Source organism: Amycolatopsis sp. NPDC051372, from assembly GCF_040682095.1.
In the GTDB taxonomy this organism is placed as follows: domain Bacteria; phylum Actinomycetota; class Actinomycetes; order Mycobacteriales; family Pseudonocardiaceae; genus Amycolatopsis.
Window position 1 is genome coordinate 25,218 of sequence record NZ_JBFBAF010000053.1, and the last position, 20,777, is coordinate 45,994.

The following is a 20,777-nucleotide window of genomic DNA, read 5'->3' on the forward strand; positions in this document are numbered from 1 at the left end:
TGCGCCCGGAGGGTCTCGCCGCGACCACTGCTTACGCGTTGCCCGAGTCCGACGTCTGCGGGCCGGCGGCCGAGACGTCGTCGAGGCGGTAGCGGCGCACCGCTTCGGTCACCTTGTCCTGCGCCACCTCGCCGCGCTTGGCGAGCGCCGTGAGGGCGCCGACCACGATCGACTGCGCGTCCACGAGGAACTTGCGCCGGGCGGCCGGGCGGGTGTCGGAGAAGCCGAACCCGTCGGTACCGAGCGTGAGCATGTCGGTGGGCACCCACGGGCGGATCAGGTCCGGTACCGCGCGCATCCAGTCCGACACCGCCACGACCGGCCCGTTGACGCCCGACAGCGCCTGCGTCACGTACGGCACGCGGGGGCTGTCGGCCGGGTGGAGCAGGTTGTCGTGGTCGATCTCCACGGCCTCGCGGCGCAGCTCGGTCCACGACGTGGCCGACCACACCGCCGCGCGCACGCCCCACTCCTCGGCCAGCAGCTGCTGGGCCTTGAGCGCGTCGGGCATCGTGACGCCGGAGACCAGGATGTGCGCCTCCGGGCCGTCGCCCGCGGGGGCGTCGGCGTACTTGTAGAGACCCTTGAGCAGGCCGTCGACGTCGAGGTTCTCCGGCTCGGCGGGCTGCTGGTAGGGCTCGTTGTAGATCGTCAGGTAGTAGAAGACGTTCTCGCCGTTGCCGTGCGGCCCGGTCTCGCCGTACATGCGCCGCAGACCGTCGCGGACGATGTGCGCGATCTCGAACGAGTAAGCCGGGTCGTAGGCCACGACCGCCGGGTTGGTCGCCGACAGCAGCAGCGAGTGTCCGTCGGCGTGCTGCAGGCCCTCGCCGGTCAGCGTGGTGCGGCCCGCGGTGGCGCCGAGCACGAAGCCGCGCGCCATCTGGTCCGCCGCCGCGTACAGGCCGTCGCCGGTCCGCTGGAACCCGAACATCGAGTAGAAGATGTAGATCGGGATCATCGGCTCACCGTGCGTGGCGTACGAGGTGCCGACGGCCGTGAACGACGCCGTGGAACCGGCCTCGTTGATGCCCTCGTGCAGCAGCTGGCCCTTCTCGGACTCCTTGTAGGCCAGCATCAGGCTCGCGTCGACCGACGTGTACGTCTGGCCGTGCGGGTTGTAGATCTTGGCCGTCGGGAACATCGAGTCGAGACCGAACGTGCGGGCCTCGTCCGGGATGATCGGGACGACGCGCTTACCGATCTCCGAGTCCTTCGCGAGCTCTCGCACGAGCCGGACGAACGCCATGGTGGTGGCGACCTCCTGCTTGCCCGAGCCCTTCCGGATGCCCTCGTAGACCTTGTCGCCCGGCAGCACGAGCGCCTTGGCGTGCTTCGGCCGGCGCTCGGGCAGGTACCCGCCCAGCGCCTTGCGGCGGCCGATCATGTACTCGATCTCGGGCGAGTCGGGGCCCGGGTGGAAGTACGGCGGCAGCTTCGGGTCGCGCTCGAGCTCGGCGTCGCTGATCGGGATGCGCTGGGCGTCGCGGAACAGCTTGAGGTCGTCGAGCGTGAGCTTCTTCATCTGGTGCGTGGCGTTGCGGCCCTCGAACGCCGGGCCGAGGCCGTAGCCCTTGATGGTGTGGGCGAGGATCACCGTCGGCTGGCCGTGGTGCTCCATGGCCGCCTTGTACGCGGCGTACACCTTGCGGTAGTCGTGGCCACCGCGCTTGAGGTTCCAGATGTCGCCGTCGGAGAGGTCCTTGACCAGGTCCTTCGTCCGCGGGTCGCGGCCGAAGAAGTGCTCGCGCACGTACGCGCCGTCATTCGCCTTGTACGTCTGGTAGTCGCCGTCCGGCGTCACGTTCATCAGGTTGACCAGGGCGCCGTCGCGGTCGGCGTGGAGCAGCGAGTCCCACTCGCGGCCCCAGATGACCTTGATCACGTTCCAGCCCGCGCCGCGGAAGTACGACTCGAGCTCCTGGATGATCTTGCCGTTGCCGCGCACCGGGCCGTCGAGCCGCTGCAGGTTGCAGTTGATCACGAAGGTCAGGTTGTCGAGGCCCTCGCCGGCGGCCACGTGGATGAGGCCGCGCGATTCCGGCTCGTCCATCTCGCCGTCGCCGAGGAACGCCCAGACGTGCTGGTCGTTGGTGTCCTTGATGCCGCGGTCGCGCAGGTAGCGGTTGAACCGGGCCTGGTAGATGGCGTTCATCGGGCCGAGGCCCATCGACACCGTGGGGTTCTCCCAGAAGTCCGGCATCAGCCGCGGGTGCGGGTACGACGGCAGGCCGCCACCCTCACCGGCGTGGCTGTACTCCTGGCGGAACCCGTCGAGCTGCCGCTCGGACAGACGGCCCTCGAGGAACGCCCGCGCGTACATGCCCGGGGAGGCGTGGCCCTGGAAGAAGACCTGGTCACCGCCGCCGGAGTGGTCCTTGCCGCGGAAGAAGTGGTTGAAGCCCACCTCGTACAGCGCCGCGGACGAGGCGTAGGTCGAGATGTGGCCGCCGACACCGACGCCCGGCCGCTGCGCGCGGTGCACCATGATCGCGGCGTTCCAGCGGATGTAGCGGCGGTAGCGGCGCTCGATCTCCTCGTCGCCGGGGAACCACGGCTCGTTCTCCGTGGGGATGGTGTTCACGTAGTCCGTGGACGTGAGCGCGGGCACGCCGACGTTGCGCTCGCGGGCGCGCTCCAGGATGCGCAGCATCAGGTAACGCGCGCGCTGCTGGCCACCCCTGGCCAGTGCCTCGTCGAAGGAGTCCAGCCACTCGGCGGTCTCCTCCGGGTCGATGTCGGGCAGGTGCGCCGCGAGTCCGTCACGGATGACGCGTACGCGTGCCGGGGTCTCCTTGCCGGAGGCGCCGTCGTTCTGCGGGGCCAAGGGGTCTCCTTGTAGCTGGTTGTAGCCGTTGTAGCTGCTGGGCGGGAGTGCACGCCGATTCCCATCGTCGTCCCCGGCCCGGCTCCCGTCACCTTTACTGTCCGGTAACAAGGGTCGCCCCGAGTGCACCACTCCCCGCGTGCGGTGTATCGCGCGCGCGTTTTCTTCTCCCCAACACTAGAGGAGAGGTTTCCGGGGGTTGCCGGAGCGGTCGTGCGACACTGCCCACAGACACCTGTCCCGGGGTTCCCGAAGACCCCGGGGGCCTCCACGCTGCGACACGACTTGTCAAAGATCCGGTGTGGACGGTTGCGCGCAGCGCCGCGCCAGTGTTCGCTATCGACAACCGTGTACCCGAGTGTGGTGGCCGGCGCGGCTTCGCCCGTGTGTCCGACCACCGCGCTCCGTCGTAGTTGGAGGAGTGGAAGCAGTGGTCGCCGCGGGAGACGCAGGCACTGCCGGCGTCGCCGAGAGCCTTGGCATCAAGCCGGACATGGTGGTCCAGGAGATCGGCTGGGACGAGGACGTCGACGAGGACGTCCGCGCGGCGATCGAGGAGGCGATCGGCGCCGAACTCCTCGACGAGGACGCCGACGAAGTCATCGACGTCGTGCTGCTCTGGTGGCGCGAAGACGACGGCGACCTGGGCGACGCCTTGGTCGACGCCCGCGGTCCGCTGGACGAGAACGGCGTGATCTGGGTCCTGACGCCCAAGACGGGTCAGCCCGGGCACGTCGAGCCCAGTGAGATCGCCGAAGCCGTGCCCCAGGTCGGTCTGTCGCAGACCGCCAACATCAGCGTGGGAGCCGACTGGCTCGGGACCCGCCTGGTGTCGCCGAAGTCCTCAAAGGCGAAACAGCGGTGAACCGGGGCCTGCGCAGCTGACACGATAGGCTTGTCGACGCAGGTTTCGTGATCGCTTTCGGAGAGGATTCGCCGCATGGCCGTCGAGGTCGGTACGCCAGCCCCGGACTTCACGCTCAACGACTACAACAAGCAGCCCGTCACGCTGTCGTCGTTCAAGGGCGACAAGCCGGTGCTGCTGGTCTTCTTCCCGTTCGCGTTCAGCGGGACCTGCACCGGCGAGCTGTGCCAGCTGCGTGACGAGTTCGCCGACTACGACACCCAGGGCGTGCAGATCCTGGGCGTCTCCGTCGACGCGGTCTTCTCGCTGAAGGTGTGGGCCGAGCAGCAGAACTACCAGTTCCCGCTGCTCTCGGACTTCTGGCCGCACGGCGCGGTCGCCCAGGCCTACGGCGTCTTCAACGACAAGGCCGGCATGGCCCTGCGCGGCACGTTCCTCATCGACACCGACGGCATCGTCCGCTTCGCCGAGGTCAACCAGCCCGGCGAGGCTCGCGACCAGTCGGCGTGGAAGAAGGCCGTGGCCGAACTGGCCTGAGTTCCCCTGATTGACGGGCCCGGCTTCTCACCGGCCGGTCCCGTCAGCGGGCGCATAGCTCAGCGGAAGAGCACTCGGTTTACACCCGAGCGGTCGCAGGTTCGAACCCTGCTGCGCCCACGCGGTTCTCGCGGTGAGCTGTGTTCGCGGAATGCGCGAACCGGCTCGTCCCGCGGTGTCTTTCGGGGGTGCAACCCCCAAACCCCGCCCGGCGGGCTTCGCCCCCGGACCCCCACGGTGGTCGCCTTGGGTCGTTTCGTCGCCCCCGGACCCCCACGGTGGTCGCCTTGGGTGGTGTTGCCCCCGGATTCCTGCGGTGGTCGGCTTGGGTGGGTGGTCTCCCGGGTTCCGGCGGTCGTCGGCTGGGGTGGTCGTGGCGGTGCCGGACTTTTCGGCGGTGGTCGTGCGGGGAGTTCCCGGAGCCGCCCCCGGCGGTGGGCGTCTTTGTTTGATCAGTAACGGTTGGTGATCGGTCGGGGACGGGGCGAGACCGGCGCAGCGGAGTGGCCCTACGCTGGACCGGCGTGATCGGGGGGTCGCCGGTCTGCGGTGGGGGGACGAGTGGACGCGCAGCGTGCATATCGACGGGTCAGCGGGACGTTCGGATTCTTCGCGCTGCTGTTCAGCACCGCGGTGGGCACGGCGGTCGTCGCTGACGGAGCACTGAGCCGGTCGAGGGTGGAGTGGACGCCCGCGCTGGTGCTGGCGGGAATCGCGGTGGTCGGAGCGGTGGCGCTGCGGGTCGGGCGGAAGGTCGCGTCGGCGGGGTACGTCGAAGCCTCCAGGCGGCGGCGCCGGGCGGGGTTTTCGCCGGCGTTCCCGTTCACGCTGGCCGCCTGGGTGCTCGCCGCGGCGGGTTTCGGGGCGGTGGCCGGCACCGCGGTCGTGGCCGGCGAACTCGGGGACGCCGAATCACGTGCGCGCCTGCAGGCACTCGTGGACTTCCCGCGGCCGATTCTCCTGCTGTTCGCCGGGCTCGTGCTCCTGGCGGCCGCCGGGTACTACTCGTGGCGTTTTCGGGAACGGCACGAGCTGCTTGCGCTGCAGGCGGCGGGGATCGCGGTCCTGGTCGAGCCTGAGCCGCCGCGGCCGATCCAAGCGACCCGGCTCTGGCTGGTCGGCACGCTGGTCGACGCCGCGCTGTTCGCAGGCGCGACCGTGCCCCGGCTGCTGTCCGACGACGACCGCCCCACCTGGGCCGAGCTCCTCACCGGCGGCTTTGGCGTCCTCGCCGGGCCGGCGGTCGTGAGCTTCTCGATCCTGCTGCTCATGATGGTCAACTGGTCGACCCGCCGATCCGCCTGGCGCGCCCTGTCCCACCCGGCTTCCCTCGGCGCCCTCGCCCTGGTGGCGATCGGCTACGCCCTCGACGCCGGCGCCGGTCTCTCGGTCGTCGGCGCCGTCATCGGCGTCGCCGGCATCCTCCTCGGGTCGATCACCTGCCTGAACATCATGACCCGCGGCGCCCAGCCGTGGATGGGCCTGCTGTACCTCGCAGGCAACTACGTCTACGGCTACCTCACCGCCCCGAACGGCGACTACGTCCTCCCGCAGGGCGTCACCGGCTGGATCATCGCCGTGCTGGCGGCGGCCTACGCGATCCGCGAGGCGATCAAGCACTACCGGGAGTGGACCGCGGTGGAGCCGCCGCCGTTCTGAGGCCGGCGGACCGGGGCCGGGCCTGCCCCCTCGACAGGCCCGGCCGCGTGGTGCGCGTCGCGGGTGAACGTGGAGTAGGAGGCTCGGTGGGCTCCGGTGGATACGTCGGAGACTGCGGCAAACGGGTGATCTTCCGAGACCGAGGAGGACCCGACGACGACTGACGACGACCCGACGAGGATCGGCGCTGTCAGGCGGCGGTCCACGCGTGCTCGGCCAGGCTCGGGTGCAGGGGAGCGGCCACGAGCCGGTTGGCGAACGTCGAAAGTGTGTACGCGCCGATGCCCAGCACCACCTCGAGCGCCTGCCGCGGGGTGTAGCCGGCGGCGAGGAACGCGTCGAGGTCGGCGGCGGGCACGTCGCCGGTCGTCGCGAACGTGGTCAAAGCGAACTGGCGCAGCGCCTCCAGCCGAGGCACGGGCAACGGCGCCGACGCGCGAAGCGCCGCGATCAGCGAAGCCGGCGCGTCGAGCTGCACCAGCTTCGCGGTGTGCATCGCGACGCAGAAGTGGCAGCTGTTGCGCGTCGACACCACCAGGATCAGCGTCTCGCGCTCCAGCGGCGACAGCGTGGTGGTCTCGAACAGGGCGCTCAGCTTGAGGAACCCGTTCAGTAGCTCCGGCGACGTCGCCAGCCGCGCGACGGCGGCCGGCAGTGAGCCGAACTGGGCTTCGGTCGCGGCCAGTGCGCGGCGGGCGGCCGGTGGCGCGGTCTCGGCGGTGTGCTCGGGGAAGTGCGGCACGGAACCCTCCTCAGGTAAAGTCGTCAACGTGGTTGTCGAATTCCAGAAGGTAAACCTGGTTGTCGAATTTGGCAAGCGGCATGGCTGACGCGCCCGGCTTCGAGCTGCCGTTGCTGCTGTTCTCGGGCTTCCGCACGCTGATCGACGACCTGCACGCCGAGCTCGCTCGCCAGGGTCACCCCGACGTGCGCCCGGCGTCCGGCTTCGCGATGCAGGCCATCGGACCGCGCGGGGCCACCGCGTCGGAGCTGGGCAAGCGGCTCGGCGTCTCGAAGCAGGCCGCAGGCAAGACCGTCGACCGCCTGGAGCAGCTCGGGTACGCCGAGCGCGCCGAAGACCCCGAGGACGCCCGCCGCAAACTCGTACGGCTCACCCCCCGCGGCATCGACTCCCTCGCCCGCTCCGCCGCCATCTTCGAAACACTGCGTGCGAACTGGGTGGCCGAACTCGGCGCCGACCGCGTCCGCGCCCTCGAAGCCGACCTGCGCACCGTGACCGGCGGCGGCTTCCGGCTCGACGTCGCAGGTTGGTTCGCCGGGTAGCGAGTCAGCCGTTGCGCGACTCCTGGGCCAGCTTCGCCACCTCGCTCGTCAGCAGGTCGATCTCGCCCTCGGTGTTGTAGTAGTGCACCGACGCGCGGACGAGGTCGGGCAGGTTGCGGGCGGTGAAGTCGAACTGCGCCGAGGTCGCGTGGGTCACGCTCGTGTTGATCTTCGCGGCCGAAAGCCGCACCTTCGCCTGCTCCGCGCCGAGGCCGTCGAGGCTGAACGCGACGAGCCCGCACTTGCGCGCGCCGACGTCGTGCACCCGCACGCCGTCGAGCTCGCCGAGGCGGCCGCGCAGTGTCGCGCCCAGCTCGGCCACGCGGTGCTCGATCGCCGGCAGGCCCCATTCGAGCGCGTAGTCGACCGCCGCACCGAGCCCCAGCACGGCCGCGTAGTCGCGTTCCCAAACCTCGAAGCGCTTCGCCGTCGGGTCGATCACGAACTCGTCCGGCGACTCCCAGCTGGCCGAGTGCAGGTCGAGCGTCGCCGGCTCGAGCCGATCGCGCAGGCGCGGGTGCACGTAGAGGAAGCCGGTGCCGCGCGGCCCGCGCAGGTACTTGCGGCCGGTGGCCGACAGCGCGTCGCACTGCAGGAGCTCGACGTCGAGGTCGAGCTGCCCGGCCGACTGGCACGCGTCGAGCAGGAACGGGATCCCGGCCTCGCGCGCGACCTTGCCGATCTCTTCGGCCGGGTTCACCAGGCCGCACTGCGTCGGCACGTGGCTCACGGCGATGAGCTTCACGTCGTCGTCGATCAGGCGGCGAAGGTCGGCCACGTCGAGCTGGCCGGTCTCGTCGTCGGCGACCACCTCCACGCGCGCCCCGGTGCGGCGCGCCACCTGGAGGTAGGCGATCGCGTTGCTCGCGTACTCGGCTCGGGAGGTCAAGATCCGATCGCCCGGGTCGAAGCGCAGCGCGTAGAAGACCGCCTGCCACGAACGGGTCGCATTGTCGGTGATCGCGATGTCCTCGGGTGCGGCGTTGATCAGCCTCGCCACGGACGTGTACACGGCTTCGGTGCGCTCGGCCGCCGCCGCGGCGGCCTCGTAGCCGCCGACCAGCGCTTCGGCTCGCAGGTAGTCGACCATCGTGTCGGTGACGCGGGCCGGGGGGAGCGCCGAACCGGCGTTGTTGAAGTGGACGACGCCGGTGCAGCCGGGCGTCTCGGCGCGGGCGCGGGCCACGTCGGCGGGCTGGATGCTGACCATGTGAAACTGAATACAGTAGGGCTCTTGTGTATGCAATGCCGGTTTGTGTGTAATGCTGCGCGGATGACCAGGAGACTCCTGCGGGGTGAGCTCATCGAGGAGATCACCGCGCGCGTGCTCGACGGCCGGCTGGACGCCCGGATCAACGAGGTGCACCTCGCGCGCGAGCTCGGCGTGAGCCGCACGCCGCTGCGGGAAGCGCTGATCGGGCTCGCCGACCGCGGGCTGCTCGTCGCCGCGCCCGGCCGCGGGTTCCTCGTCGCGCCGCTCGACCCGGAGGAGGCCCGGCGGCTCTACCCGCTGGTCGCCGAGCTGGAGTCGCTCGCCCTGCGCTGGACCTCGCCACTGGACCTGACCCTCCTGCCGGACGCGCTCGACGCGATCGCCGACGAGATGGCGGCCCTGCCTGCCGGCGCCGATCTGTCCACTGTGGACGACCGCTGGCACGAGCTGTTGCTCTCCCGCTGCGGCAACCCGCACCTGCTGCGCTTGATCGAGCAGACCAAACCCCTGCTCAAACGCTACGAATCCGTGTACTTCGGCGGCCCCGAGCGGGCCGCCGAGAGCATCGCCGAGCACCGGGGGATCGCCGACGCGCTGCGTTCCGGCGACGGGCCCGGCGCGACGGCGCTGCTCGTGCGCAACTGGGTCAAGGCACTGGGGTACCTCGAACGGAGCTGAACGCATGAAGTTCTTCGCGCACCTGTCGGACATCCACCTCGACGGCGGCGATCGCGCCGACGCACGCACCACCGCGGTCCTCGACTACCTGCGCGCCCTCGCGCGCCCGGTCGAGGCCGTGTTCGTGACGGGCGACCTCGCCGACCACGGCCTGCCCGAGGAATACCGCCGCGCGACCGAGCTGCTCAAGCACCCCGCGCCCGTGCTCACGTGCCCCGGCAACCACGACGTGCGCGAGGCCTTCCGCGAGGTCCTGCTCGGCGAGCCGGCGAGCGTCGCCCCGGTGAACGTCGCCACCGACGTGAACGGCGTCCTCGTGGCCATGTGCGACTCGACGATCCCCGGCGAGGGCGCGGGTTATCTCGAAGACGCGACGCTCGCGTGGCTCGACGAAGCGCTCGCGGCCCACGACGGTCCCGCGTTCGTCGCGTTCCATCACCCGCCGGTCGAGGTCGGCATTCCGCTCGTGGACGCCATCCGCCAGACCGGCGAAGACCGCCTCGCCGAGGTCCTGCGGCGCCACCCGCGGGTGCTCGCGCTGCTCTGCGGCCACGTCCACACCGGCGCCGCCACCACGTTCGCGGGCGTGCCCGTGCGCGTCGCCCCGGGCGTCGTCTCCGGTGGGCTGCTGCCCGTCGAGCCCGGCGCCGACCGCTCCTGGGCCGAGGGCGGCCCGATCGACCTCGAGCGGCCGCCGTCGCTGCTGCTGCACGTGCTGCACGACGACGGCCGGCTCACCACCCACCAGCGGGTGGTGCCGTTCAGCGGCTGAAGACGGGCAGCGTGACGCGCGACGGGTGCGCCGCGTCGTGGAAGATCTCGAACCGGTTCGCCTTGCCGTCGACGGCGCTCGCCACCGGTTCGCCCGTGCCGTGGTTGCGGGCGAACCGCGGGAACGCGCCGCCCGCCACCTGCACGCGCAGCCGGTGGCCGCGGCGGAACCGATAGGCCGTCGGGTCGAGCTGAACCCCCACCGTCACGATCCCGTCGGCGTCCGGCTCGGGCGCGCCGGGCCGCAGCCGGAGGATGCCGTCGGTGACGTTGCGGGAGCGCCTGTCGGGGTCCACGTCGCAGATCCGTACGTACACGTCGGCGTGGCCGAGTTCGGTGCGCACGAACACGGTCGCGCGCACCTCGCCGATCACGTCGAGGTCGGCGATCAGCGGTTCGCCGGTGAACACGAGCACGTCGTCGCGGGCCTCGACCACGTTGTTGTCCTGTTGCTTGTTGGCGCCCATCAGCAGCGGCCCGCCGACCGCGGGTGTCGGGTCGGCGGGGTCGTAGGTGAACGCGGTGGGCCGGGCTTCGCCGTCGACCACCTCGCCGAGGCCGCCGATCGGCCGCAGGTGCGAGTCGGTGGCCGTGGACTCGGGCGGCCACGCGTCGAAGTCGAGCCAGGTCGCCGCCTGCTGCAGGTACAGCCGCACGGGCGAGCGCTGCAGCTGCGCGCGGTCGTCGAGCAGGTGCGCGCGCAGGAACCCGACCTGGTCCTGCACGGAGATCCGCAGGCTGGCCGGGTCGCCGTGGGCCCACGGCCCGATCGTGATCCGCGGCGCGCGCCCGGCGTCCTGCAGGGTCCGGTAGTCACGGAGTTGCCCCTGGATGAACAGGTCGTACCACCCGGTGACCATGCTGACGGGCACGGTGAGCCCGGCGACCTCCGCGCTGTGGTCGGACATGGCCCAGTAGCCGTCGTCCGGTTCGGCGTGGGTGGTCACGTCGCGCAGGAACAGCACCTGCTTGCCGATCGCGGCCACATCGGCGGCGTTCAGCGGCTGGTGCGTCATCGCGCGGCGCGTCTTGCGCGTCTGCACCGGGTTCGGCAGCCCTCCGAACCGCTCCTCCTGCCGGCCGATCATGGCCGACCACGACACCATGTTGTCGGCCGCGAGCACCCCGCCCGGGTAGAACGTGCTCACGAACTCCGAAGCCGTCACACCCAGCGCCATCGCCTCGAGCGGCGGGTCGAGGTAAGGCCCGATCGCCCACTGTGTGTGCCCGAGGTAGCTCAGGCCCGCCGTCGCCAGCCGCCCGTCGCACCAAGGCTGCGCCCGCAGCCACTCGGCGGTGGCGATGCCGTCTTCGCGTTCGAGGTGGAACGGGCGGAACTCGCCCTCGGAGCCGAACGTGCCGCGCGTGCTCTGCACCACCGTCTGCAGGCCGTGTCGTGCAAAGACGCTGCCGAAGAGCGCGGCGATCGGCCCTCTGCGCCCGTACGGCGTGCGCACGAGCACCACCGGTCCCGATCGCTGGCCGGCCGGCGTGTACCGGTCGGCAACGAGGTGGACCCCGTCGGGCATGGGTATCCGCAAGCCCTTGGTGGCGACGGGGGCCGGGCCCTCCGCCTTCGGGAGACCGAGCAGGAAGTCGGCGATGCGCTGCAGCACAGGTTTACCCCTTTCACCAAGCCGGACGCTTTCGAAGCTACCCGTCTGGCGTGAGCGGGGTCACGCAGCGCGCGGACGGCCCTCGAATTCGCTCGTGACCCGCAGCGCCGGGCTCGTGAACGGTTCGAGCACGCCGGCGTCGACCCCGCACAGCTCCAGCGCGGCCGCGAGCACGGCGGGCCGCGCGCGGTCGCCGCCGTCGGCGATCTTCAGCGCCACGGCCGTGCCGTCGGGCAGCGCGGCGAGCTGCACGGCCTCGAACCCGTCCTTCGCGAGGAGCCCGGGCACCGCGCGCATCACCGCCGTGACATCACGCCGGGTGCCGCCCACGAGGTCCGGGTGCCGCCGGATCCCTTGGGCCACCAGGCTTTCCGGTGTGCCGGGCGCCGCGGTCGCCAGCCGCGAGGCCGCCCGGGCGAGCCCCCGCAGCGACAGTGCGAACAGCGGCGCGCCGCACCCGTCCACCGCCACGCGCGGCACGGTCTGCCCGGTGAGGTCCTCGACGGTCGCGCGGATCGCGAGCTGCAACGGGTGCTCGGGATCGAGGTACGTGCGCGGGTCCCAGCCCTGCTCCCGGCAGGTCGCGAGCATCGCCGCGTGCTTGCCGGAGCAGTTGTGCGCCAGGCGCGCGGGCGGCCGGCCCGCGGCGACCCACGCGTCGCGCTCGACCGGGTCGAACGGGTAGTCGGCCGGATTGCCGAGGTCTTCGGCGCTGAAGCCGTGGCCGGCCAGCACGGCTGCCGCGGCGTCGAGGTGCCGGCGTTCGCCCGAGTGGCTGGCCGCGGCGATCGCGAACCCCGCCGGCGGCAGCCGCAGGCCCAGCCGTGCCATCGCCGTGGCCTGGAGCGGCTTCGCCATGGAACGCGGGTACATCGCGACGTCCGGGTCGCCGGCGGCGAACAGCGTGGACCCGTCCGGCGCGAGGACGATCACCGAACCGTGGTGCACGCCTTCGACCATGCCGTCGCGCAGGAGGTGGACCAGGGGGACGTGGCGCGGCACGCGCTGTTCCGGAGTGCTCATTGTCCGGCCTTCTCGAACGCGCTCATGTCGATCCGCTTGCGCGCGCCGGACGACGGAAGGGTCTGCTCACTCACGGTTTTCAGTCGTTCCTGTTCTGCTTCGCCGTGCGGCCCGGCCGCACGATGGTGGTCAGCGCCTGCTCGACGTGCGCGAGGTGCGCCGTCATCGCGGCCACGGCCGTCTCTTCGGAGCCGTCGGCGATCGCCGTGACGATCCGCCGGTGCTCCACGTTCGACTCCGCGCGCCGGTCGCCCAGCTGGTTGAGGAAGGCAGACTGGCGGGCCAACGCGTCGCGGATCTCCTCGATGACCTTGGCGAAGACCGGGTTGCCCGAGGTCTGGGCGACGGTGATGTGGAACCGCGAGTCGAGCGCCACCCACGCCGTGTTGTCGGTCTCGAGCTCCATCCGCTCGGCGAGGTGGCCGAGCAGGTCGAGGTGATCCGCGTCGCGGCGCAAGGCGGCGTAGCCCGCTACGGGGATCTCGACGTGGCGGCGCACCTCGATGAGGTCGCGCGCCGAATAGCCACCGAATGTGGGGTTCTCGGCCGGGCCGGTCGCGGTGACGAACGTGCCCTTGCCGGTGCGGGAGACGGTGAGCCCGAGCGCCTGCAGCCCGCGCAGCGCCTCGCGGATCACCGAGCGGCTGACCTCGAACTCCTTGCTCAGCGCGGCTTCGGACGGCAGCTTGTCGCCCACGGCGTACTCGCCACGTTCGATGGCGCGGCGCAGGTAGGCCAGCACGGCCTCCATGGCGCTCACGCGACGGGGGCCTTGTCCGGCTGTCTGGCTGTCGGACAGGTTCATGGAACGAGATCGTGAAGTTCCGCCGAACCGGTGTCAAGTCAGGTGGACGTCTGCCACATCCGGACCGGGGGAATCACCGGAATCCTGTGGGCCGGTTCACTCGTCCCGGTTCTGTCGGTGGGGCGTGCGAGGGTGTCGGCGTGGCGTCACCCGCGAAGGTTTCGTCGGGCCCCGGGCGGCATGTCGGCGGGCGCGGCGGGCGGGTGTGGAGAGAGGATCCCTACCGAGCCGCACAGCGTGAGCGCGGACTAGGGTGGAGGACCCCGGGCCGCGCCGCAGCAACAACCGGGAAGCCGTCTGCCTAGGGGAGGTTTTCGCTGGTGTCGAACGATTCCTTCGTCCACCTGCACGTCCACACCGAGTACTCGATGCTCGACGGTGCGGCGAAGATCGGACCCCTCTTCACCGAGGCGGCGCGGCTGGGCATGCCCGCGGTGGGCATGACCGACCACGGCAACATGTACGGCGGCGACGAGTTCTACCAGACCTCCAAGAAGCACGGCCTGAAGCCGATCATCGGCATCGAGGCCTACATCGCGCCGGAGAGCCGCTTCCACAAGAAGCCGGTGTTCTGGGGCCAGGCCAGCCAGCGCGGCTCCGACGAGCTGGGTGAGGGCGGCGACGTCTCCGGTGCCGGTGCCTACACCCACATGACGATGCTGGCGGAGAACGCCACCGGGCTGCGCAACCTGTTCAAGCTCTCGTCGATCGCCTCGATCCAGGGCTACTACCGCAAACCGCGCATGGACCGCGAGCTGATCGCCGAGAACCACGCGGGCATCATCGCCACCACCGGCTGCCCGTCGGGCGAGGTGCAGACCCGCCTGCGGCTCGGCCAGCGCGAGGCCGCGATCCAGGCCGCGTCGGACTACAAGGACATCTTCGGCGCCGACAACTTCTTCCTCGAGCTGATGGACCACGGTCTGCCGATCGAGCGGTCCGTGCGCGACGGCCTGCTTGAGGTGGGCAAGCTGCTCGACCTCAAGCCGCTCGCGACCAACGACTCGCACTACGTCACCAAGGACCAGGCCGACACGCACTCGGCGCTGCTGTGCGTGCAGGCGGGCAAGACGCTCAACGACCCGACCCGGTTCAAGTTCGACGGCGACGGCTACTTCCTCAAGTCGGCCGAGGAGATGCGGCAGTACTGGGACAAGGAAGTGCCGGGCGCGGCCGACAGCACGCTGCTGATCGCCGAGCGCGTGCAGTCCTACGAAGAGGTCTACTCGCACAAGGACCGCATGCCGGTCTTCGAGGTGCCCGAGGGCCACAGCGAGGCCACGTGGCTGCGTCACCAGGTGGCCGAGGGCCTGAAGTGGCGCTTCCCGGACGGCGTGCCCGACGGCTACGAGGAGCGCTGCGACTACGAGCTCGGCGTCATCGAGCAGAAGGGCTTCCCGGCCTACTTCCTCATCGTCGCCGACCTCATCCAGCACGCTCGCGAGGTCGGCATCCTGGTCGGCCCCGGCCGTGGTTCCGCCGCCGGCGCGCTCGTCGCGTACGCGCTGGGTATCACGAACCTCGACCCGATCCCGCAGAAGCTGCTGTTCGAGCGGTTCCTGAACCCCGAGCGCATGTCGATGCCCGACATCGACATCGACTTCGACGACCGCCGCCGCGGCGAGATGATCCGCTACGCCACGGACAAGTACGGCGCCGACCGCGTCGCCCAGGTGATCACCTTCGGCACAATCAAGACCAAGGCCGCGATCAAGGACTCGGCCCGCGTGCACTTCGGGCAGCCGGGCTACTCGATCGCGGACAAGATCTCCAAGGCGCTGCCGCCGCCGATCATGGCCAAGGACATCCCGCTGTCCGGCATCGTCGACTCCAAGCACGAGCGCTACGCCGAAGCCGCGGAGGTCCGCACCCTCGTCGAGACCGACGAGGAGTGCAAGACCATTTTCGATACCGCGCGCGGGCTCGAGGGCCTGATCCGCAACGCCGGTGTGCACGCCTGCGCGGTGATCATGTCCAGTGAGCCGCTCACCGAAGCGATCCCCGTTTGGCAGCGCGACGACGGCTCGATCATCACCGGCTGGGACTACCCGTCGTGTGAGAACATCGGCCTGCTCAAGATGGACTTCCTGGGCCTGCGCAACCTCACGGTGATCGGCGACGCGCTGGCCAACATCAAGACCAACCGCGGCGAGGAGATCGACCTCGACCGCCTCGGCTTCGACGATCCCGAGGCGTACAAGCTCCTGGGCCGCGGTGACACGCTCGGCGTGTTCCAGCTCGACGGCGGCGCGATGCGCGACCTGCTGCGTCGCATGCTGCCGACCGGGTTCGAGGACATCGTCGCGGTGCTCGCGCTGTACCGCCCCGGCCCGATGGGCATGAACGCGCACAACGACTACGCCGACCGCAAGAACAACCGGCAGAAGGTCACGCCGATCCACCCGGAGCTGGAAGAACCGCTGCGGGAGATCCTGTCCGAGACCTACGGCCTGATCGTGTACCAAGAGCAGATCATGCAGATCGCGCAGAAGGTCGCGGGCTACACGATGGGCCGAGCGGACACGCTGCGCCGAGCCATGGGCAAGAAGAAGAAGGAAGTCCTCGAGAAGGAGTACGAGGGCTTCGAAGAAGGCATGAAGGCCAGTCCTCTGCTGCCTGGCGGCTTCTCGCCCGAAGCGGTCAAGGCGCTGTGGGACACGATCCTCCCGTTCGCCGGCTACGCGTTCAACAAGAGCCACGCGGCCGCGTACGGCCTGATCGCGTACTGGACGGCGTACCTCAAGGCGAACTACACGCCGGAGTACATGGCCGCGCTGCTCACGTCGGTGGGTGACAACAAGGACAAGTCGGCCATCTACCTGTCGGAGTGCCGTCGCCTCGGCATCAAGGTGCTGCCGCCGGACGTCAACGAGTCGGCCCTGCGGTTCGCGGCCGTCGGGACCGACATCCGCTTCGGGCTGGGTGCCGTGCGCAACGTCGGCGCCAACGTGGTGGAGTCGGTCATCAAGACGCGCGAGGAGAAGGGCAAGTACTCCTCGTTCACCGACTTCCTCGACAAGTCGGAGCTGGTGGCCTGCAACAAGCGGGTCATGGAGTCGCTGATCAAGGCCGGCGGGTTCGACACGATGGGCCACACCCGTCTGTCGATGATCCAGGTGCACGAGGACGCGGTGGAAGCCGTCGTGCCGCTCAAACGCCAGGAGGCCATGGGCCAGTTCGACCTGTTCGGCTCCTTCGGCGGGGACGACGACTCGGCCGAGGCCACGCCGTCCTCGTCGCCGCTCGCGCACCTGAAGTTCGGCGAGGAGGAGTACCCGCGCAAGCAGCTGCTCGCCTACGAACGGGAGATGCTGGGCCTCTACGTGTCCGCGCACCCGCTCGACGGTGCCGAGCGCATCCTCCGCAAGCACGCGCCCAAGCCGATCGCCGGCCTGCTCGCCGATCCGCCGAGGGAGGGCGAGGTCGTGATCTCGGGCCTGCTCACCTCGCTGGAGCGGCGCGTGAACAAAAAGGGCGAGCCCTGGGCGATCTGCACGGTCGAGGACATGGACGCCGCCATCGAGGTGCTGTTCTTCGCCAAGGCGTACTCGATGTTCGGCGCGGACCTGGTCGAGGACAACGCGGTGCTGGTCAAGGGCCGGGTCAACTGGCGTGAGGACAAGATGTCGGTGTTCGGCGGCGGGCTCGTGCCGCTGGACCTGTCCGAGATCGGCAACGGCGACGAGGAACCACCGCTGATGCTGCTGGCCGCCGCCGAGAAGATCGACCAGTCGGTGGTGAGCGAGCTCAAGTCGACGCTGCTGGCGCACAAGGGCGAGACCCCGGTGCACCTGAAGCTCGTCGGCAAGAACCAGACCGTGTTCGCGCTTTACGATTACCCGGTGAAGGTCAGTTCGATGCTCATCGGTGAGCTCAAGGGCATCCCCGGGATCACCGCCAACACCTGATGACGGAGTACGTGCCGGACCCGCGCCGGTGGCGGGCACTCGCCGTCACGCTGGCGGCCGGGCTCATGACGCTGCTCGACGTGAGCATCGTCAACACGGCACTGCCGGCGATGCAGCGCGGCCTGAACACCGGCAGCGGCACGGTCCAGTGGGTCGTGTCGGGTTACGCGCTCACGTTCGGCCTGGTCCTGGTCACGGGCGGCCGGCTCGGCGACGCGCTGGGCCGGCGCCGGATGTTCCTCATCGCGCTGGCGGCGTTCGTGGCCACGAGCGTGCTGGCCGGCGCGGCGACCGGCCCCACCATGCTGGTGATCGCGCGGCTCGCCCAAGGCTGCGCGGCCGGCCTGCTGACGCCGCAGAACAGCGGCCTGATCCAGGACTTGTTCCGCGGCGCCGAGCGCGGCCGCGCGTTCGGCATCTTCGGCGCCGTCGTGGGGATCTCCACGGCCGTGGGGCCGGTGCTGGGCGGCGTGATCCTCGCGGTGTTCGGCGACCCCGGCGGCTGGCGGTGGGTGTTCTTTGTGAACGTGCCGGTGGGCGCCGTCGCGTTCGTGCCGGCGATGCGGCTCCTGCCGAAGACCGAACGCAAGCCGATGCGGGTGCGCTCGGAGATCGACTTCGTCGGCATCGCGCTACTCGCGATCACCGTGCTCGGGGTGCTGCTGCCACTCGTGGAGTCGGAGCAGGGCGGTCTCGCGAAGCTGTGGTGGCTCTTCCCCGTGGCGGTGGTGTTCGGCATCGGTTTCGTGCGGTGGGAACGCCGGGTGGTCGCCCGCGAACGGTCGCCGCTGCTGGACGTCCGGCTGTTCACGGGCACGCCGGGCTACTCGGCCGGCGCCGCGGTGGGTGCGCTGTACTTCTGCGGGTTCGCCGGGATCTGGCTCGTTTTCGCGTTGTTCTTCCAGCAGGGGCTGGGCTACACGCCGCTGCAGTCGGGGCTTTCGGTCACGCCCTTCGCGATCGGTTCGGCCGTCTCGGCGGCGGTCGCGGGCCGGCTCGTGCCGCGGTTCGGCCGCCGGTTGTCCGTCACGGGTCTGAGCCTGGTGGCGATCGCGTTGCTCTTGGTGGCGCTGGTAGTAGAGCTCGTGCCGCCGTCCGCGGCCGGGTTGGCGGTGGCGCTGCCGTTGCTGATCGGCGGCATCGGCGGCGGCATGGTGCTGGCGCCGAACACCACGCTGACGCTGGAGTGCGTGCCCACGTCGATGGCAGGCGTCGCCGGTGGCGCGCTGCAGACCGGGCAGCGCATCGGCACGGCGATCGGCACAGCGGTGCTGGCGTCGGTCTTCCAGTCGGTGGTGGTGGGCTCGAACCGGAACTACTCGCTGGCCCTCACCACGGCGATGTGCTGCTCGGCCGGGCTCACGTGCGTCGCGCTCGTGCTGGCAGTGCTGGAGCTGCGGGCGCGTCGCAACAGGGCTGCGCGTAACGAGGAGCGTGACGCTGCGGAAGCGGCTGCCGGCGTTCACCGACAGTGAGCAGATCACGCTCACTCGGCACTACAGGTGAATACTTTCAGCGAATCCGCGATGCTCCATCCGAGTGACACGCTACGTTTGACCCTGGTGCTACTCAGAGCAACCAGGTAGACCTTATGGAGCCTTCAGCACCACACTTTGGCTACCTACAGTGGCATTTCGATCGATCGACCGGGGATGGGTCGATCGGCCGAGCGGCTGAGAGTTCCGGAGTTTCATGGAATGGACACTCTTGGTCACCTCCCAGGCACCGGATCGTCGGCGTCCGCGGGGGACCGTACGGCGACCGCCGGGAGCATTGCCCCCGAGGTGGCGAGGGAGTGCAGCGAAGGCATTCGGGCGGGCCCGGAAGTGGGGGAACCCGGGCCCGCCCTTTTTCACCTCGGATTTTCTCCCCTTTCACCCTCCGGTGGGGGGCGTACTCGCCTGAGCGCTTTGGCCGTGTTGGGATGGCGGCGTTCGTCGGGTGAGTGCGGGGAGCGTCGATGTCCCAGGGGATTTTTCCGGTCCAGCGGTTCCGGGTGTGGTACCGGCCGATGCTGTCGCGCGACAGCGGGGAGAACCACCGCGTGTCCACCCCGCTGGAGCTGCTGTTCGACCTGTGTTTCGTCGTCGCGGTGGGGGCCGCGAGCGCGGACCTGCACCACGAGCTGGTCGAAGGGCACATCGGCCACGGGATCCTGAGCTACGCGATGGTGTTCTTCGCGATCTGGTGGGGCTGGCTGAACTTCAGCTGGTTCGCCTCCGCGTTCGACACCGACGACGTGCCCTACCGGCTGGCCACGCTCGTGCAGATCGCCGGCGGCCTCACCGTCGCGGCCGGCGTGGACCGCGCGTTCAACGGCGACTTCCGTGTGGTGATGGTCGGCTACGTGCTGATGCGCCTCGCGATGGTGACGCAGTGGCTGCGTGCCGCGAAATCGGATCCGGAACACCGCACGACCGCGCTCTGGTACGCGGGCGGGATCACGGTGGTGCAGGCGTTGTGGGTCGCCGACGCGTTGATCGGCTTCCCCCAGACCACGGCGGTGATCCTGTTCGCGGTGCTGGTGGTCTGCGAGCTCGCGGTGCCGAGCATCGCGGAGTCACGGGGCGGCACTTCGTGGCACCCGCACCACATCGCCGAGCGCTACGGGCTCTTCACGCTGATCGTGCTCGGCGAGGTGGTGCTGAGCGCCACCACCGCGGTGCGGGAGGGCGTGTCCGAGGGCGAGCACATCGGCACGCTCATCGGGCTCGCCGCGGCAGGGCTCGTGCTGGTGTTTTCGATGTGGTGGCTGTACTTCGACCAGCCGGGGCACCTGCGGCTCGTGCGCCACCCGTCGCTGCTGAGCACCTCGAGCTGGGGGTACGGGCACTACCTGATCTTCGCTTCGGCCGCGGCGGTCGGGACCGGGCTCGAGCTGGCGGTGGACTACGACACGCACCACAGCGCGATCAGCGGTCTCGCCACGGCGCTCGTGGTGACGGTGCCGGTCGCGGTATTCATGCTGAGCGTGTGGCTGCTGCACATCGGGCCGACGAACGAGTGCCGGGAGATCGCGATCGGATACCCCGTTACTGCGGTGCTCGTGCTGGCGGCTTCGTTCGGGCCGGCGCCCATTCACGTCGCGGCGGTGCTGGCGGCCGCGTTGGTGGCGCTGACGGTGTTCGCGAGTCACGGGCGGATGCGGTCGGCTTGATCGGGCGTCGGTGGGCCTGTGGTGGGCTGCTTCGGATCTCTTGGGCTTGAGCGGCGTATCGATGCAGGTCAGGGGGCTGGCGCGGTCTTAAGGGACCCCCCTGTTCAGGCCGGTTTTCGGCCATGTAAAGTTCTCCAAGTCGCCAGGGAAACCGAGCGGCCGCCGGGAACACGAACCAAGCTCCCACCTCTGGTGGTAGAGTGGGTGGTCCCAAACCTCCGGAGCTGAACCAGCCCCCCGCGAAGCGCGAGTTTCGCCAGGGTGTACTGTAGGTCTCCGGAACAAAATAGCTTGAAACAACGCGGTGATCTGGTTTGCCTGCTGGGTGGGCTGGGTTGCGGTGTGTTGCTTGAGAACTCAACAGTGTGCTAGTGAACTAAGCCAGTAGAGCTTATATGTAACCTCGTATGAGGTTCCTTTGAGAAATCTAGATT

The 20,777-nt window shown here is 69.9% G+C and carries 15 protein-coding genes and 1 tRNA gene; 10 read left to right on the forward strand and 6 right to left on the reverse strand.

The annotated features are described in order from the left end of the window. Positions 1–31: 31 nt before the first annotated feature. Complete coding sequence (aceE, locus tag AB0M56_RS47185; RefSeq protein ID WP_364189200.1) at positions 32–2,827, reverse strand: pyruvate dehydrogenase (acetyl-transferring), homodimeric type; 2,796 nt, start codon at positions 2,825–2,827, stop codon at positions 32–34. A gap of 430 nt (positions 2,828–3,257) precedes the next feature. Here aceE and AB0M56_RS47190 point away from each other — a divergent pair, with 430 nt between their 5' ends. The 4 genes from AB0M56_RS47190 (at position 3,258) to AB0M56_RS47205 (ending at position 5,888) form a co-directional block, all read left to right on the forward strand. Next, positions 3,258–3,692 (forward strand): DUF3052 domain-containing protein, encoded by a 435-nt coding sequence (locus tag AB0M56_RS47190; protein WP_220237890.1) that lies wholly within the window; start codon positions 3,258–3,260, stop codon positions 3,690–3,692. Positions 3,693–3,767: 75 nt separating this feature from the next. After that, the gene (locus AB0M56_RS47195) at positions 3,768–4,229 is read left to right on the forward strand and encodes a peroxiredoxin (protein ID WP_220237891.1); all 462 of its coding nucleotides are present in this window, start codon (positions 3,768–3,770) and stop codon (positions 4,227–4,229) included. Between the two features lie 48 nt (positions 4,230–4,277). Further along, positions 4,278–4,349: transfer RNA gene (locus tag AB0M56_RS47200), tRNA-Val, on the forward strand. 441 nt (positions 4,350–4,790) lie between these two features. Continuing rightward, on the forward strand, positions 4,791–5,888 hold the full coding sequence (locus tag AB0M56_RS47205; RefSeq protein WP_364189203.1) for a hypothetical protein: 1,098 nt from the start codon (positions 4,791–4,793) through the stop codon (positions 5,886–5,888). Between the two features lie 190 nt (positions 5,889–6,078). On the opposite strand, the gene AB0M56_RS47210 is transcribed toward AB0M56_RS47205, so the two are convergent. Continuing rightward, positions 6,079–6,630, reverse strand: a complete 552-nt coding sequence (locus AB0M56_RS47210) for a carboxymuconolactone decarboxylase family protein (protein WP_364189206.1) — start codon at positions 6,628–6,630, stop codon at positions 6,079–6,081. An 80-nt stretch (positions 6,631–6,710) separates the two neighbouring features. On the opposite strand from AB0M56_RS47210, the gene AB0M56_RS47215 reads away from it, so the two are divergent. Then, a complete protein-coding gene (locus AB0M56_RS47215; RefSeq protein WP_364189209.1) occupies positions 6,711–7,172 on the forward strand; it encodes a MarR family transcriptional regulator in 462 nt (153 codons plus the stop codon). Positions 7,173–7,176: 4 nt separating this feature from the next. On the opposite strand, the gene AB0M56_RS47220 is transcribed toward AB0M56_RS47215, so the two are convergent. Continuing rightward, positions 7,177–8,382: an aminotransferase class V-fold PLP-dependent enzyme gene (locus AB0M56_RS47220; RefSeq protein WP_364189211.1), complete on the reverse strand. Its 1,206-nt coding sequence runs from the start codon at positions 8,380–8,382 to the stop codon at positions 7,177–7,179. A gap of 63 nt (positions 8,383–8,445) precedes the next feature. Between AB0M56_RS47220 and AB0M56_RS47225 the strand changes: the two genes are divergently transcribed. Then, complete coding sequence (locus AB0M56_RS47225) at positions 8,446–9,063, forward strand: GntR family transcriptional regulator (protein WP_364189213.1); 618 nt, start codon at positions 8,446–8,448, stop codon at positions 9,061–9,063. A 4-nt stretch (positions 9,064–9,067) separates the two neighbouring features. Continuing rightward, complete coding sequence (locus AB0M56_RS47230) at positions 9,068–9,835, forward strand: metallophosphoesterase (protein ID WP_364189214.1); 768 nt, start codon at positions 9,068–9,070, stop codon at positions 9,833–9,835. Here AB0M56_RS47230 and AB0M56_RS47235 read toward each other — a convergent pair. The 3 genes from AB0M56_RS47235 to AB0M56_RS47245 form a co-directional block, all read right to left on the reverse strand. Next, the gene (locus AB0M56_RS47235; RefSeq protein ID WP_364189217.1) at positions 9,825–11,450 is read right to left on the reverse strand and encodes a CocE/NonD family hydrolase; all 1,626 of its coding nucleotides are present in this window, start codon (positions 11,448–11,450) and stop codon (positions 9,825–9,827) included. The two genes, AB0M56_RS47230 and AB0M56_RS47235, sit on opposite strands and share 11 nt — an antisense overlap. A 60-nt stretch (positions 11,451–11,510) precedes the next feature. Continuing rightward, on the reverse strand, positions 11,511–12,473 hold the full coding sequence (locus AB0M56_RS47240) for an asparaginase (RefSeq protein ID WP_364189220.1): 963 nt from the start codon (positions 12,471–12,473) through the stop codon (positions 11,511–11,513). A gap of 79 nt (positions 12,474–12,552) precedes the next feature. Further along, positions 12,553–13,224, reverse strand: a complete 672-nt coding sequence (locus AB0M56_RS47245; protein WP_364189235.1) for a FadR/GntR family transcriptional regulator — start codon at positions 13,222–13,224, stop codon at positions 12,553–12,555. Positions 13,225–13,598: 374 nt separating this feature from the next. On the opposite strand from AB0M56_RS47245, the gene dnaE reads away from it, so the two are divergent. The 3 genes from dnaE to AB0M56_RS47260 all read left to right on the forward strand — a co-directional run bounded on the left by dnaE (position 13,599) and on the right by AB0M56_RS47260 (position 20,343). After that, positions 13,599–17,186, forward strand: coding sequence for a DNA polymerase III subunit alpha (gene dnaE, locus AB0M56_RS47250; RefSeq protein ID WP_364189223.1), 3,588 nt, complete (start codon positions 13,599–13,601; stop codon positions 17,184–17,186). Then, complete coding sequence (locus AB0M56_RS47255; RefSeq protein ID WP_364189226.1) at positions 17,186–18,661, forward strand: MFS transporter; 1,476 nt, start codon at positions 17,186–17,188, stop codon at positions 18,659–18,661. Before dnaE ends, AB0M56_RS47255 begins: the two co-directional genes overlap by 1 nt. A 485-nt stretch (positions 18,662–19,146) precedes the next feature. Then, the gene (locus tag AB0M56_RS47260; RefSeq protein ID WP_364189229.1) at positions 19,147–20,343 is read left to right on the forward strand and encodes a low temperature requirement protein A; all 1,197 of its coding nucleotides are present in this window, start codon (positions 19,147–19,149) and stop codon (positions 20,341–20,343) included. Positions 20,344–20,777 lie beyond the last annotated feature (434 nt).

Bases quoted from the DNA above. Each gene is read 5' to 3' on its own strand.
- AB0M56_RS47195 (WP_220237891.1), top strand. From the start codon at position 3,768: ATGGCCGTCGAGGTCGGTACGCCAGCCCCGGACTTCACGCTCAACGAC.
- AB0M56_RS47215 (WP_364189209.1), top strand. From the start codon at position 6,711: ATGGCTGACGCGCCCGGCTTCGAGCTGCCGTTGCTGCTGTTCTCGGGC.
- AB0M56_RS47220 (WP_364189211.1), bottom strand. From the start codon at position 8,382: ATGGTCAGCATCCAGCCCGCCGACGTGGCCCGCGCCCGCGCCGAGACG.
- AB0M56_RS47225 (WP_364189213.1), top strand. From the start codon at position 8,446: ATGACCAGGAGACTCCTGCGGGGTGAGCTCATCGAGGAGATCACCGCG.
- AB0M56_RS47230 (WP_364189214.1), top strand. From the start codon at position 9,068: ATGAAGTTCTTCGCGCACCTGTCGGACATCCACCTCGACGGCGGCGAT.
- AB0M56_RS47240 (WP_364189220.1), bottom strand. From the start codon at position 12,473: ATGAGCACTCCGGAACAGCGCGTGCCGCGCCACGTCCCCCTGGTCCAC.
- AB0M56_RS47245 (WP_364189235.1), bottom strand. From the start codon at position 13,224: ATGGAGGCCGTGCTGGCCTACCTGCGCCGCGCCATCGAACGTGGCGAG.
- AB0M56_RS47255 (WP_364189226.1), top strand. From the start codon at position 17,186: ATGACGGAGTACGTGCCGGACCCGCGCCGGTGGCGGGCACTCGCCGTC.
- AB0M56_RS47260 (WP_364189229.1), top strand. From the start codon at position 19,147: ATGTCCCAGGGGATTTTTCCGGTCCAGCGGTTCCGGGTGTGGTACCGG.